Here is a 15222-nt window from a genome sequence, read left to right as displayed (position 1 = left end):
AATTGGCGTTTTTGTCTTCCTAAATCATTTGGTCTATAAATAACGATTAGTGAATATTTCTATTACTGATTTTATTGATATTTACTATTGTATTTTCTCTCATAGAGGGCTTTGTCGGCATTTTCTAAAAAACGACTAAAAAAACAAAGGCTTTGTATAAGTGATCATTGCCACTTTTAGTCATAAAGTGGCATGATGCACCTATATATTATACTGAATATTAATATTTTCTGTGTTGGATATTAACTTTATAATTTTGTTAATTTAGGTTATTATTGATTATATCTACTATCTTTATTTGCTTATTTGCTTATTTGCTTATTTGCTTATTTGCTTTCAATAACTGCGTGGTAATTATCATTCATTTATTATCTAACTCCTGTTAATATTTTGTTTAATATTTTCTTGTTTTTCGTAAGTTATAGGAAAATATAATTTAATAAAGGTTATTTACGCCAGTTCATGGGAATGAAAGCCTATTCATTTATAAAATATATAGAGTTCTTAATCATAGATTATAGCTATAAATTCAAACTTATTTATCGCATTATGCGATATTTAATTTGTAAAAAAAAGGTTATTATATAAACTTAATATTTGTATATTGTCTATATTCAAGTAGTGCATATATTACTTAATCTGTTTGCGTTAAATTAATGTGTTGATTTATACCCAATAGATTTCGAGTTGCAGCGCGGCGGCAAGTGAACGAATCCCCAGGAGCATAGATAACTCTGTGACTGGGGTGAGAGAAAGCAGCCAACAAAGCAGCAACTTGAAGGATGAAGGGTATATACCCAATAGATTTCAAGATGCATCGCGACGGCAAGAGAGCGAATCCCCGGGAGCATAGATAACTCTGTGACCGGGGTAAGTGAAAGCAGCAATTTGAAAGATGAAGGCTATATAAAGATAAAGTTATTCATTAAATCCTATCACCGATTGGTTGGGATAAGACAGGGGTTACGGTCATGAATCAAGGTCAATTCTGGCAGCAGCCAGAAAGAAAAAGGCGTTATTTTGCGGTGATTTTGGCTTCTTTGCTGATGCTTTCTGGTTGTGACCAGTCTGACAGTTCTGGTAATAATAAAGCCGCGCAATCACAGTCCTCAGAAATTCAAAGCGAGAAAGCATCTCCTCAATCAAATATTCCACCCAAATTAGTAAAACAGAAAGATGCGGCATCATTGGCTGAATTGGCAAAACGCTATGCGGGTAAAGAGGTGACAATTTTAGATGCTTCTGAGCTTCAGCTTGATGGCGCCAGCGCAATGGTGGTGACATTTTCTGTTCCGTTAGATCCAAATCAAAATTTTGCCCAGAATGTCCATTTGGTGGATGTAAAAGAAGGCAAACTTGATGGTGCTTGGGAACTGTCAGATAACATGATGGAACTTCGTCTGCGTCATCTGCCTCCGTCCCGTAAGTTGCAATTGGTCGTAGATAAAGGGGTTAAAGGTATCAATGAGCGTCAGCTTGAAGCGGCTTATGAGAAAACCCTAACAACCACAACTATTTCTCCCTCTGTCGGTTTTGCCAGCAAGGGATCTCTGCTACCCAGTAAAGTCGCAGAAGGTTTGCCGGTGCTGGCACTTAATGTTAATCACGTTGATGTTAATTTTTTCAGGATCAAAGATACGGCATTACCTTCTTTTATTGCCCAGTGGCAATATCGCAATAGCCTAAGTGTTTGGGAATCTGACGATATTCTTAAAGATGCGGAATTGGTTTATACCGGTCGCTTCGATCTCAATCCAACTCTGAATACCCGCGAAAAATTGCTATTGCCATTAAATAACATCAAAGCGTTGCAGCAAGATGGTGTTTATATGGCGGTTATGCAACAGGCGGGTAAATACACCGATACCAATCCGGCAACCATGTTTACGTTAAGCGACGTTGGGGTTTCTGTGCATAGCTATCTGGATCAGATGGATGTATTTACCCAATCTCTGGAGCAAGGCAGAAGTTTGAAAGGCGTAGAAATACGCCTGTTGGATGATAAAGGACAGTTATTGTCAAAGACAATGACAGATGGTAATGGACACGCAAATTTGGAGAAGAGTGCGAAAGCTAAATTGCTGCTTGCCACTCGTGATGGGCAAACCAGTATGATCGATTTGGTGTCACCCGCGTTGGATCTGTCTGAATTTGATATCGCAGGTCCACAAGGGTACAGCAAACAGTTTTTTGTCTTTGGGCCTCGTGATCTTTATCGTCCCGGTGAAACTTTGATTGTCAATGGTTTGTTGCGTGATGGTGATGGCCATGCAATTAAAAGCCAGCCAGTCAAAGTCGATGTGCTGAAAACAGATGGTCAGGTAGCCCGTAGTTTTGTCTGGCAACCTGAAAATGGGTTGTATCAGTATCACTACACTATTCCTCAATCAGCAGCTACCGGCCTTTGGTCGTTACGTTTTGATTTGGGTGATAACAAGCTTCGCTACTACAAGTTTAATGTAGAAGATTTTATGCCAGAGCGTATGGCACTGGAAATTAGCAGTGAGTCTCAGCCGGTGATGAACAACCACAATGTGGATTTTGCCATCAAAGGCCGTTACTTGTACGGTGCACCTGCTGCGAATAATCGCTTGCAAGGACAATTATTTCTGCGTCCGGACCGTGATGCGGTAGCAAAGCTACCTGGCTATGAATTTGGTGCTATCAATGAAGAAAATCTTAGTCGCACATTAGATGAGTTTGATCTGACGTTGGATAGTGATGGTGAAACTGCACTGAATGTTGATGCGGAAAACTGGCGTTCAGTTACTTCACCAGTAAAAGTGATTGTACAGGCAAGCCTACTCGAATCTGGTGGTCGCCCGGTTACACGTCGGGTTGATCAAGCTGTGTGGCCGGCAGAAAAATTGGTTGGTATCCGTCCATTGTTTGGTCAGAAACAAGTCTATAACTATCGCACTGGCCGCGACCAAAGCCGTTATAACGTGGATGAAAATTCATTAGCTGAATTTGAGCTAGTTTATGCAGATGCTAATGGTGAAAAATATGCGGCGAAAGATCTAACGGCTCGTCTGGTTTATGAACGTCGTGATTATTATTGGCGTTGGTCGGATGGAGAGGGTTGGCAATCAGGTTATGATCAGAAAGATTTGGTGATGGCAGATGAGCATATCCAGATTGCTCAGGATGGTACGGCAAAGGTCAGTTTCCCAGTTGATTGGGGTTCGTACCGTATTGAGGTTGTCAATCCACAAAATCAACTGGTTACCAGCCTTAATTTCTGGGCAGGTTATTCATGGCAAGATAATACCGGTGGTACAGGTGCCGTTCGCCCTGATCAGGTAAAACTATCACTGGATAAACCGGCTTATCAGGTGGGCGAGAAAGTAAAATTGCATATGGTTGCACCACAGGCAGGTAAAGGTTATCTGTTGGTGGAATCCAGCGAAGGTCCGCTCTGGTGGCAGGAAATTAATGTGCCGGAACAAGGTCTGGATGTGGAAGTGCCGATCAATAAAGAGTGGCGTCGTCATGACCTCTATCTGACAGCAGTAGTTGTACGTCCGGGTGATAAATCCCGTCAGGCGACACCAAAGCGTGCTATTGGCGTATTACATCTGCCGTTGGCAGATGAGAACCGTAAATTAAATCTAACGTTATCTGCGCCAGAAAAAATGCGCCCGAATCAGAACTTGACAGTTAAGGTAAAAGCGATACCACAGCCAGGGCAGTCATTGCCTAAACAGGTTAATGTGTTGCTTTCAGCGGTTGATACTGGCGTACTGAATATTACTAATTTTAAAACCCCCGATCCTTATGATGCCTTTTTTGGTCGTAAACGTTACAGCGTTGACCAATATGATGTGTATGGTCAGTTGATTGAAGGTGAAGGTCGCCTGGCAAATTTGCGCTTTGGTGGTGATGGTGATGGTGATGAGGATGCGCTTGATCGTGGTGGCAGAAAACCACTGACTGAAGTCAATATTATCGCTGAACAGGCACAGCCTGTAACGTTGAATGAAAAAGGAGAAGGTGAGATCGTTTTGCCAATTCCTGATTTCAATGGTGAATTGAGGTTGATGGCTCAGGCGTGGAGTGAGGATGAGTTCGGCAACGCTGAAAGCAAAATTACCATTGCTGCACCGGTGATTGCACAGATGGCATTACCGCGCTTTATGGCCGGTGGTGATCATTCATTGCTAGCGTTGGATCTGACTAACTTGACTGAACAGACGCAAAATCTGACTTTAAATTTTACTACTGATGGTCTGATTAAATTAGAAGGCGCTGCCAATAAGGAAATAACCCTGGAGAAAGGTAAACGTGTGACAGTTGAGATTCCTGTTACAGCGGATCGGGGTTTTGGTCAGGGGGAAATTTTCCTGACAGCTGATGGTCTTAATCTGCCGGGTGAAGATCTGAAACAGTATAAAAATAGTTGGAAGATTGGTGTGCGTCCGGCGCAGCCAGCAGAAACTATGCTGTTTGCTGATGTTATCCATCAGGGGGAAAATTGGCAGTTGCCGTTAGATGCAATATCGGGTTTAGCACCAGAAACGCTCGAAGGACAGTTGTTACTGACCAGCCGTCCGCCGTTACAGATTTCACGTTATATTCGTGAACTGTACGCCTACCCGTACGGTTGCTTGGAGCAGACTATCAGCGGACTTTATCCATCGCTTTATTCAAATGAAGCAGAGTTGAAAAAACTGGGTATCAAAACGGAAAGTGACAACCAACGTCGGGCGAGTATTGATGAGGGTATTATCCATTTGTTAAGTATGCAGCGCCACGACGGTGGATTTGCCTTGTGGGATAAGGCCGGTGATGAAGAATATTGGTTGACGGCTTATGCTACAGATTTTCTGTTCCGTGCAAGTCAGAGAGGCTATAGCGTACCGATTGATGTACTCAATTCTGCCAATAACCGTCTGTTGCGTTATTTACAGGATAAGAATGTCATTAACTATCGCTACAGCCAGAATCAAGAAGCCATGCGGTTCTCAGCTCAGGCTTATGCTGGTTTGGTGCTTGCCAGTCAGCAGAAAGCCCCATTAGGTGCCCTAAGACAAGTTTATGAACGTCGTAATCAGGCAGGAAATGGCTTGTCATTAGTACAATTGGGAGTTGCACTGAAACTGATGGGTGATAACACCAGAGCGGATGAGGCGGTTCGCTTGGGAATCAATAAAAACCGTAATGATGATTTCGGGTTGGGGGATTACGGTAGTGCTATCCGTGACAATGCTTTGATTGTCGCTCTGTTGACTGAAAATAATATGTTGCCAAAAGATCGTGATGAGAAATTGCTGGAACTGTCTGATGAGTTGACATCCCGTAACTATTTTTCAACTCAGGAGAGTAATTCGCTCTATCTGGCAGGGCGTTTCTTTATAAATACTTCGGAGCAACCATGGGAAGCGGTGGTTAATCAGCAAGTGCCACCGTTGAGCAGCAGCAGATCATGGAATCAGATGATGAATGCAGAGCAGATCTTGCAAGGTGTTAATATCAGCAACCGTGGTAACAGCACGCTCTATTCTCGTTTGAATGTCGTCGGTTATCCACAGCATTCACCGAAACCCTACTCTAATGTGTTGAATATCCAGCGTAGTTATCTGGATCTAAACGGTAATTCGGTTTCTATTGATCGTCTGAGAAGTGGTGAAATGGTGGTGGTGAAGCTGGTGGTCAACTCAGATAAATCAGTACCGGATGCTTTGGTTGTTGATTTGCTGCCTGCCGGTTTAGAAGTGGAAAACCAGAATCTGGCTAATAGCAGTGCTAGTTTGAGCGATAGTGCGGCTAATCTCCAGGAATTGATTGGTGATATGCAACAGGCGACTATCCGTCATACTGAATATCGTGATGATCGGTATGTGGCAGCAGTCGCAGTTGAACCATATCAGCCAGTGACGTTGCTATATCTGGCTCGTGCAGTGACACCGGGTGTCTACACGATTCCGGCACCTCAGGTCGAATCTATGTATGTCCCTTACTGGAGAGCAGTGGGATCTACGCCTGAAACACTGGAAGTTGTCCGCTAAACTCAGCCCTTACGCTTAGGCGTAAGGGCTGATTTCTTGTCAGGTATCTCATCGATGAAAAAAACATATCACCTTATTTGGCTGATTGTGCTGTTGTTGCTTCTGATTCTGGCAGGTTTATGGCTGGCAGATAAAATCTGGCCTCTGCCATTGCGTGAGGCCAAAATGGCGCGAATTGTCGTGAGTGAGGATGGTACTCCACTTTGGCGTTTTGCTGATGATGAAGGGGTTTGGCGCTATCCGGTAACATTGGATCAGGTGTCGCCGGAATATATTCAAGCACTATTGACTTATGAAGATCGCTGGTTCTATCAGCATCCAGGAATTAACCCGATTTCTCTTGTCAGGGCTGCCTGGCAAGATATACGAGCCGGTAAAATTTTGTCGGGGGGGAGTACGTTGTCAATGCAGGTTGCCCGGTTGATTGATCCGCATTCACGTACCTTGAGCGGGAAGTTGAAACAGATCGGACGTACATTACAGCTTGAATGGCACTACTCTAAAAATGATATTCTTGAAATGTATCTGAATCGTGCCCCGTTCGGTGGCACATTGCAGGGAATTGGCGCTGCGAGTTGGGCTTATCTGGGAAAGCCGCCATCTGAGCTCTCTTCGGGAGAAGCGGTTTTATTGGCGGTTTTGCCCCAGGCCCCCAGCCGTTTAAGACCAGATCGTTATCCTGAACGAGCACAAGCTGCCCGAGGTAAGGTGTTGCAACGGTTGGCTGAGTATAAAGTTTGGCCGGCTGAGAAAGTGGCTGATATTCGACAAGAGACATTGTGGTTAGCACCGCGACAGGTTCCACAACTTGCGCCGCTTTTTGCCAGACGAATGGCTAAAGGCCGTCGTCAGGAAATCATCAAAACAACTATTGATGTGGGATTACAACGCCAACTTGAGGATATGGCCGTAAATTGGAAGTACCAATTATCGGATAAAACCTCTGTCGGAGTGTTGGTGGTTGATCACACGGATATGGCAGTGAAAGCTTATGTCGGTTCTCTGGACTTCCGGGATGACAGCCGTTTTGGTCATGTTGATATGATAAGTTCCTGGCGTTCACCAGGATCAACCCTGAAACCATTTTTGTATGCCATGGTGTTGGATGACGGGATGATTCATGGGGAATCACTTTTACAGGATGTACCTCGCCGCTTTGATTATTACCGTCCGGGAAATTTTGACAGTGGTTTTAATGGTCCGGTCAGTGCCAGTGAGGCATTGGTCCGCTCGTTGAATTTACCCGCAGTACAACTGCTTGAAGCATATGGCGCTAAGCGGTTTACCGCCAATATGCGTAATGTGGGAACCGTATTACGTTTTCCGCCCGGTAGTGAGCCTAATTTGTCATTGATTCTTGGTGGAACGGCAGCTCGGATGGATCAACTGGTGGCGGCTTACACCGCGTTTGCCCGTCAGGGGAAGGTTTCTCCTCTGAGATTCACACCGCAGCAGAAATTGCGTGACAGACAACTTTTTTCTCCGGGGGCCGCATGGATAGTCAGACGGATTATGGCTGGAGAAGGGCGCCCTCAACCTGACGATGTTTTACCGGCACAAGTGCCACTGGCCTGGAAAACCGGTACCAGCTATGGCTACCGCGATGCTTGGGCTATTGGCTTAAATGCCCGTTATACCATAGGTGTTTGGGTTGGCAGGCCGGATGGAACGCCGGTTGTAGGGCAATTCGGTTACGCTACTGCGATTCCGATAATGACTCAGATCAATAACTTGTTGTTGGCGAATATGCATAATGGTGCTAAATGGATTCCTTCTGATCCACGCCCGGCAAGTGTTAGTCAGGCAATAATTTGTTGGCCAGGAGGGCAGAGTTTGCCGCCGGGAGATAGTAATTGCCGTCAACGTCGTTTGAGTTGGATACTTGATCATACGGTTCCTCCTACATTGCCTGCTGTTGGGCAAGAAGGGATTTCGGGCATTAATGAACAGGTTTGGGTGGATAAAAAAGAGTTGCGTGTCGCTTCCGATTGTCCTAATGCTGAGCCTAAAAATATTGCTTTATGGCCGATTACTCTCGAATCATGGTTACCGGAGGAGGAGCGTCGAGCACAACGTCTGCCACCGGTTAATCTGCAATGCCCACCGCTGAAGCCGGATCAAGCACCCTTGTTGATTGTAGGTATTCATAACGGCGATGTGTTGAAACGGCTTCCCGGTATTGACAGTCTTGATTTACGTATTACGACTCAAGGAGGAAGTGGTCAGCAATGGTGGTTTCTAAATGGAGAACAAATTATGACCACAGAAAATAATCAGGCGTTGGTGCAGACATTGACCCAACCGGGAAAATATCAGCTTAGTGTTTTGGATTTGGGAGGGCAGATAGATTCTGTTAATTTTATCTTGAAGTAAACGATTCAGTTAAAAGTGTGATTTGTACGAAAAAATGGTAATTTTCGCTAAGGAAAATTTAATAGATTGTTATGTTTTCTGTAGGCAACCGTCTTTCGTGCCCCTATAATCAACGCCTCTTTTATCCCTGCTAGGGTTGTGGGATGAGTATTGACCGATCAATTTTTATCGGGAATAAAAAATTAAAATTATCTGTTGCTGAAAGAAAAGCCAAGAGGTTATCCATGACGGTTGAACGTACTTTTTCTATTATTAAGCCTAACGCTGTGAAGAAAAATGCTATCGGGTCTATTTATGCCCGTTTTGAAAGCGCCGGGTTTAAAATCATTGCCGCCAAAATGCTGCACCTGACTCGTGAACAGGCTGAAGGTTTCTATGCAGAACACAAAGGTCGCCCTTTCTTTGATGGTCTGGTGGAATTTATGACTTCGGGTCCAATTGTAGTTCAGGTATTGGAAGGCGAGAATGCAGTACAGCGTCACCGTGACCTGATGGGTGCAACCAATCCTGATAATGCATTGGCCGGTACTCTGCGTGCTGATTACGCGGACAGTTTTACTGAGAACGCGGTGCACGGTTCTGATGCGGTTGAATCTGCCAACCGTGAAATCGCGTATTTCTTCACTGAAGATGAAATTTGCCCCCGCTAACTGATTTACAGTTAGCCGTAGCATCATCGCATTAAAGTTTGTACAATGCGGCGCCCCGTTGTTAACTCAACGGGGCGTTTATTATTTGTCACTATACTAAATTGATAGTGGTACCCGAATTGAAACTTCGCGTTGAATTCATCAGCGTAGAGCCGAAAGTGTAACAACGAGGCGATATAAAAAATGTCCCAACCAAATACTGTGGCACAAGTTGCTGCTTCTGTCGTGTCTGAAACTCAGGAAAAGAAAAGCGGTAAAATTAACTTACTTGATCTGGATCGCAAGCAAATGCGCCAGTTTTTCGTTGATATGGGGGAAAAACCTTTCCGTGCTGATCAAGTGATGAAGTGGATATATCACTACTGCTATGACGATTTTGAGCAGATGACGGATATTAACAAAACACTGCGGGCAAAATTGCAGCAGGTTGCCGAGATTCGTGCACCTGAAGTTGCAGAAGAACAACGTTCAGCCGATGGCACGATTAAATGGGCTATCAGTGTTGGCGATCAACAAGTTGAAACGGTTTATATCCCGGAAGATGATAGAGCGACGTTGTGTGTCTCTTCTCAGGTAGGCTGTGCATTGGAATGTAAATTTTGCTCTACCGCTCAGCAAGGGTTTAACCGTAATTTGCGGGTTTCTGAAATTATCGGGCAGGTTTGGCGCGCAGCAAAAATTATTGGCTCATTGAAATCTAGCGGGCGTCGTCCGATTACTAACGTCGTTATGATGGGAATGGGCGAGCCTCTGCTTAACCTGAATAACGTGGTTCCTGCCATGGAAATCATGATGGATGATTTTGGTTTTGGCCTGTCCAAACGTCGCGTGACGCTATCTACATCTGGTGTGGTGCCTGCGTTGGATAAACTTGGCGATATGATTGATGTTGCTTTGGCAATTTCCTTGCATGCACCGACAGATGATATTCGTGATGATATTGTCCCTATCAATCGTAAATATAATATTGAGCAATTTCTTGCTGGTGTACGCCGTTATTTGGCTAAGTCCAATGCCAATCAAGGGCGGGTGACAGTGGAATATGTCATGTTGGATCATATTAATGACAGCGTGGAACAGGCACATCAATTAGCTGAATGCTTAAAAGATACACCGAGTAAGATCAATTTGATCCCGTGGAACCCATTTCCGGGTGCGCCATATGGTCGTAGTTCTAACAGTCGTATCGACCGTTTTGCCAAGGTACTGATGGGATATGGTTTTACAACTATTGTTCGTAAGACCCGTGGCGATGATATTGATGCAGCATGTGGTCAGCTTGCTGGTGATGTTATTGATCGTACAAAACGTACATTGAAAAAACGTCAGTTAGGTGAACCTATTCAGCTGAGAACAGTCTGAATTCACGTATGTCCTGTAAATACAGTCACTGAAATTATTGCTACAATTGCGAATCCTTGATCAATGGGGATAGTATGATAAGGATGTTATCGGGAATGGTTGTTGCTGCTACATTATTGGTAGGTTGTTCCAGTCAACCAGTAAACGGAAATAAACCGCGAATAGTGGCAGCAGAAACGCGGATTCAACTGGGAATGGCTTATCTGGCTGAAGGTAATTTACCGGCTGCCAGGTATCACTTTGATAAAGTATTACTGGTAGAGCCTAACCATTATCAGGCTCAATTAGGTATGGCATTATATGAACAATATTCCGGCCAGCCAGAAGCTGCTCGTCAGCGTTACAAAATAGCAATGCAGTATGCGTCAGGAAATGATACGGTATTGCATTATTACAGCGCTTTTCTCTGTGAACAGGGGCAATATGAAGAAGCTAAAACTTTGTTTGCCGGGAGCAATGCTGACAGGCGTATTTGTTATCAATGATTTGCCGCTAGTAAAATAGCAAATCTATTTCGCCGCGCAGGCTGTTGTATAATGTAAAAATTATCGCAAGAAGCCGGCGCGAAGTTTTTCACAACCTGAACAGTGCTGCATCTTCTTGCTAATGAATACTGAAACGACTCCAGAACAAGCTCACTTAACAGCAGGTCACCTCCTGCGTCAGGCTCGCGAACAACACGGGCTAACTCAGCAGACTGTGGCTGATCGCCTGTGTCTGAAACTTTCCACTATTCGCGATATTGAAGAGGACAATATACCGGCCAATATGGTGCCGACTTTTCTACGTGGTTATGTGCGCTCTTATGCTAAGTTGGTACAAATTCCAGAGGCAGAAATCTTGGCAATTTTGGATAAACATACTCCGGCGAAAACAGCAAAAGTTTCACCAATGCAGAGTTTTTCATTGGGTAAGAAACGTAAAAAGCGTGACAACTGGTTAATGCGGATTACGTGGCTAATTATTTTGGTGGTGATTAGTTTGACAGGAGCATGGTGGTGGCAAAACCACACAGCTCAGCAGAAGGAATTGATTTCGATGGCTGATCAGTCGGCAGTGCAGATTGCTCAGCAAAATACTAACGCGGTGGATTTATCTGCGGGAAATCACGAGCAAACAACACAATTGCAGACCAGTGAGCCGCAGGTGCCTGTTGTCTCAACAGAAAATACCGCGCAAGCGAATAATAATAGTGGAGAAGCGACTCAACCTGTAATATCAACTCACAAGCAGGCAGGGGAAGCACCTGAAGTTCAGCCACAGATGACTGCCCCATTACCAACTAATTCAATTAATCAGAATACAGCTCAAATACCCGATGTTGTGGAAAATAGATCAGCGGTAGTGACTGGTAGTGATAAATTGGTGATGAATTTTAAAGCATCCTGCTGGTTGCAGGTTGCTGATGCTCATGGGAAAACGCTGTTTAGCGGAACTAAAAAGAAGGGTGATAGTCTGAACCTTTCCGGTTCATTGCCTTATAAGTTAACTATTGGTGCCCCAGCGGCAGTGGATGTGCAGTTCCAAGGGCAGGCTGTCGATTTGAGCAGTTTCATTAAGGCGGGTCGTATTGCGCGTCTTAAAGTGCCAGAAACACAGTAAATGCCTTGGTAGTACAGCATTAATTGTTATTTCATAAGTAAGCACATGGAAGTATGGGAGAAACACCGGTATGCATAATGAATCGCCGATAAAAAGACGCAAATCTACGCGTATTTATGTAGGGAATGTGCCAGTCGGGGATGATGCACCAATTGCGGTGCAGTCAATGACAAACACACGCACTACAGATGTGGAAGCAACGGTTAAACAGATTAAGTCGCTGGAACGTGTTGGGGTTGATATTGTCCGAGTATCAGTACCAACGATGGACGCAGCAGAAGCATTTAAGCTGATTAAGCAGCAAGTTAATGTTCCTTTGGTTGCAGATATTCATTTTGATTACCGTATTGCACTTAAAGTTGCCGAATACGGTGTTGATTGTCTACGTATTAACCCGGGTAATATCGGTAATGAGGCACGTATCCGTGAGGTTGTGGCTTCTGCTCGTGATAAAAGTATCCCAATCCGTATTGGTGTGAATGGCGGATCATTGGAAAAGGATATTCAGGAAAAATATGGTGAGCCAACGCCAGAAGCCTTGGTGGAATCGGCTATGCGTCATGTGGATATTCTCGACAGACTTAATTTTGATCAGTTCAAAATCAGCGTAAAAGCGTCTGATGTATTTCTGGCGGTTGGAGCTTATCGTTTGCTGGCTCAGAAGATCGATCAGCCATTACATCTTGGCATCACAGAAGCCGGTGGTGCTCGTGCCGGCTCTGTAAAATCGGCCATTGGTTTGGGGATTCTTCTGTCAGAAGGTATCGGTGATACCCTGCGTATTTCACTAGCCGCCGATCCGGTTGAGGAAGTCAAAGTCGGTTTTGACATTCTTAAGGCACTACGTATTCGTTCCCGTGGCATTAATTTTATTGCTTGTCCAACCTGTTCTCGTCAGGAATTTGATGTTATCGGTACAGTTAATGCTTTGGAACAGCGCCTGGAAGATTTATTGACACCGATGGATGTTTCGATCATTGGTTGTGTGGTCAATGGGCCGGGTGAAGCGGAAGTTTCCACTTTGGGCGTCACCGGCGCTAAGACGAAAAGTGGTTTTTATGAAGATGGAATACGGCAGAAAGAGCGTCTCGATAATGCTGATATGATCGATCAGCTTGAGGCTAAGATCCGTGCTAAGGCATCAATGCTGGATGAGAATAAGCGTATTGAAATAAGTCAATTAGATAAATAATAAATCTGACACTGGCTCATAGTTATTGTGAGCTAGTGTTGCTTTTGTTTGCTAATTGAACCTCATCACTATTCGCTTCTATAATCAACATCATTTTTGAATTATTAACAGAGATAAGACGTGGCAAAAAATATCCAAGCTCTCCGTGGCATGAACGACTACTTGCCAGCAGATACTGCCATCTGGCAGCGTATTGAAAATACTTTGAAACGAGTGCTTGCGGGTTATGGTTATAGTGAGATCCGCACACCGATTGTAGAGCAGACCCCATTATTTAAACGTGCTATCGGGGAAGTGACTGATGTGGTTGAAAAGGAGATGTACACCTTTGATGATCGCAATGGTGAAAGTTTGACTTTACGTCCTGAAAATACCGCAGGTTGTGTGCGTGCCGGTATTGAACATGGTCTTCTGTACAATCAGGAACAGCGCGTATGGTATATCGGGCCAATGTTTCGTTATGAGCGTCCCCAAAAAGGCCGTTATCGTCAATTTTACCAATTAGGTGCTGAAGTATTTGGTCTTCAGGGGCCTGATATTGATGCTGAACTGATTTTAATGACCGCCCGCTGGTGGCGTGAGCTTGGTATTTCTGAACATGTAACGCTTGAGCTGAACTCTATTGGTTCATTGGAAGCGCGTGCTAGCTATCGCGAAGCACTGGTTGCTTTCCTTGAGCAGCATAAAGATAAGCTAGATGAAGATTGCAAGCGTCGTATGTACAGCAATCCATTGCGTGTTTTGGATTCGAAAAATCCTGAAGTTCAGCAACTTCTTAATAATGCGCCGGAACTGTTTGATTATCTTGATGCCGAATCAAAGGAGCATTTTAATAGCCTGTGCGCACTTCTTGATGCGACTGGTATCAAGTACCGGATTAATCAGCGTTTGGTTCGCGGTCTGGATTATTATAACCGCACGGTATTTGAATGGGTGACAACGGCTCTTGGGGCTCAGGGGACTGTCTGTGCTGGTGGCCGGTACGACGGGCTGGTTGAACAGTTGGGTGGCCGCTCGACTCCGGCTGTGGGTTTTGCCATGGGAATGGAGCGTTTGGTTCTGTTGGTGCAGGAAATTAACCCAGCATTTATGGCGGAGCTGTCAGTTGCTGATGTTTATCTGGCTTCTTTCGGTGAAGGTAGTCAGCAGGCAGCATTGATTTTGGCTGAACAGGTACGTGATATGTTGCCTCAATTGCGCCTGATGATGAACCACGGCGGAGGTAATTTTAAGAAGCAACTAGGGCGTGCAGATAAACATGGCGCTAAAATTGCGTTGATCCTTGGTGAGGATGAAATACGCTCTGGTCAGGTAGCCATTAAAGATTTACGTACAGGCGAACAACAGACGTTGTCGCAAGGCGAAATTGCAGCTCGTTTGGCTGAACTGTTAGGCTAAGGAGAGACTCTGTGGAAGTCTATACCAATGAGAATGAACAAGTTGACGCGATCCGCCGCTTTTTTGCCAATAATGGTAAGGCGTTGGTTTTCGGGTTGGTGCTGGGTGCTGGCGCACTGATTGGTTGGCGTTACTGGCAATCCCATCAGACAAATCAGTTGCAGACAAGTGCTGAAGCTTTTGAACAGGTAAATAGTGGATTATTGTCTGGTACAAAAGAGAGCAATACTGCCGTTGAGAAATTTGCCAGTGAAACGAATAATAGTTATGGCGTAATGGCTTATATGCAACTGGCTAAGCTTGCTGTTGAAAAGAATGAGTTAGCTAAAGCGGAGCAGTTTTTGTCTACAGCGGTTGGGCAGACAAAAAGTGAAAATTTGCAGTCTCTGGTTAATATTCGTTTGGCCAGGGTTCAATTAGCAGAAGATAAAGCGGATGTTGCACTGAAAACACTTGAACAGGTGAAAGGTTCTGGATGGATTGCAGTCGCAGAGGATGTCCGTGGTGATGCATTGTTGAAAAAAGGCGATATTGCTGGTGCTCGTGCCGCCTATACCAAAGGTTTGGCAGCAAATCCATCTCAGGCGATCAAATCGATGTTAAATCTTAAATTGAATAACTTATCCAGCTAAGGGGA

9 protein-coding genes are annotated in these 15222 nt (G+C 44.5%); all 9 read left to right on the top strand.

The genetic code is table 11. From position 1 onward, the window contains the following. The first annotated feature begins 971 nt into the window (after positions 1 to 971). The 9 genes from BDD30_RS04565 to BDD30_RS04525 all read left to right on the top strand — a co-directional run bounded on the left by BDD30_RS04565 (position 972) and on the right by BDD30_RS04525 (position 15217). Positions 972 to 6008, top strand: a complete 5037-nt coding sequence (locus tag BDD30_RS04565; protein WP_015833525.1) for an alpha-2-macroglobulin family protein — start codon at positions 972 to 974, stop codon at positions 6006 to 6008. A 54-nt stretch (positions 6009 to 6062) separates the two neighbouring features. Then, entirely contained in the window at positions 6063 to 8381 is a 2319-nt protein-coding gene (gene pbpC / locus BDD30_RS04560; RefSeq protein ID WP_015833526.1) for a peptidoglycan glycosyltransferase PbpC, read from the top strand. Between the two features lie 224 nt (positions 8382 to 8605). Further along, a complete protein-coding gene (ndk, locus tag BDD30_RS04555; protein WP_036774737.1) occupies positions 8606 to 9031 on the top strand; it encodes a nucleoside-diphosphate kinase in 426 nt (141 codons plus the stop codon). A 183-nt stretch (positions 9032 to 9214) separates the two neighbouring features. Beyond that, positions 9215 to 10393: a dual-specificity RNA methyltransferase RlmN gene (gene rlmN, locus BDD30_RS04550; RefSeq protein ID WP_015833528.1), complete on the top strand. Its 1179-nt coding sequence runs from the start codon at positions 9215 to 9217 to the stop codon at positions 10391 to 10393. 74 nt (positions 10394 to 10467) lie between these two features. After that, complete coding sequence (locus tag BDD30_RS04545; protein ID WP_041381688.1) at positions 10468 to 10878, top strand: tetratricopeptide repeat protein; 411 nt, start codon at positions 10468 to 10470, stop codon at positions 10876 to 10878. Between the two features lie 121 nt (positions 10879 to 10999). Further along, complete coding sequence (rodZ, locus tag BDD30_RS04540) at positions 11000 to 11995, top strand: cytoskeleton protein RodZ (RefSeq protein WP_015833530.1); 996 nt, start codon at positions 11000 to 11002, stop codon at positions 11993 to 11995. Positions 11996 to 12065: 70 nt separating this feature from the next. Then, on the top strand, positions 12066 to 13187 hold the full coding sequence (ispG, locus tag BDD30_RS04535; RefSeq protein ID WP_015833531.1) for a flavodoxin-dependent (E)-4-hydroxy-3-methylbut-2-enyl-diphosphate synthase: 1122 nt from the start codon (positions 12066 to 12068) through the stop codon (positions 13185 to 13187). A gap of 120 nt (positions 13188 to 13307) precedes the next feature. Next, complete coding sequence (gene hisS, locus BDD30_RS04530) at positions 13308 to 14585, top strand: histidine--tRNA ligase (protein WP_015833532.1); 1278 nt, start codon at positions 13308 to 13310, stop codon at positions 14583 to 14585. An 11-nt stretch (positions 14586 to 14596) separates the two neighbouring features. Next, the gene (locus BDD30_RS04525) at positions 14597 to 15217 is read left to right on the top strand and encodes a YfgM family protein (RefSeq protein WP_015833533.1); all 621 of its coding nucleotides are present in this window, start codon (positions 14597 to 14599) and stop codon (positions 15215 to 15217) included. Positions 15218 to 15222: the final 5 nt, after the last annotated feature.

The organism is Photorhabdus asymbiotica (genome assembly GCF_003634575.1).
GTDB lineage: Bacteria > Pseudomonadota > Gammaproteobacteria > Enterobacterales > Enterobacteriaceae > Photorhabdus > Photorhabdus asymbiotica.
Note: the sequence above shows the minus strand (reverse complement) of the source record. Positions and strands in the feature narration are given on the sequence as shown.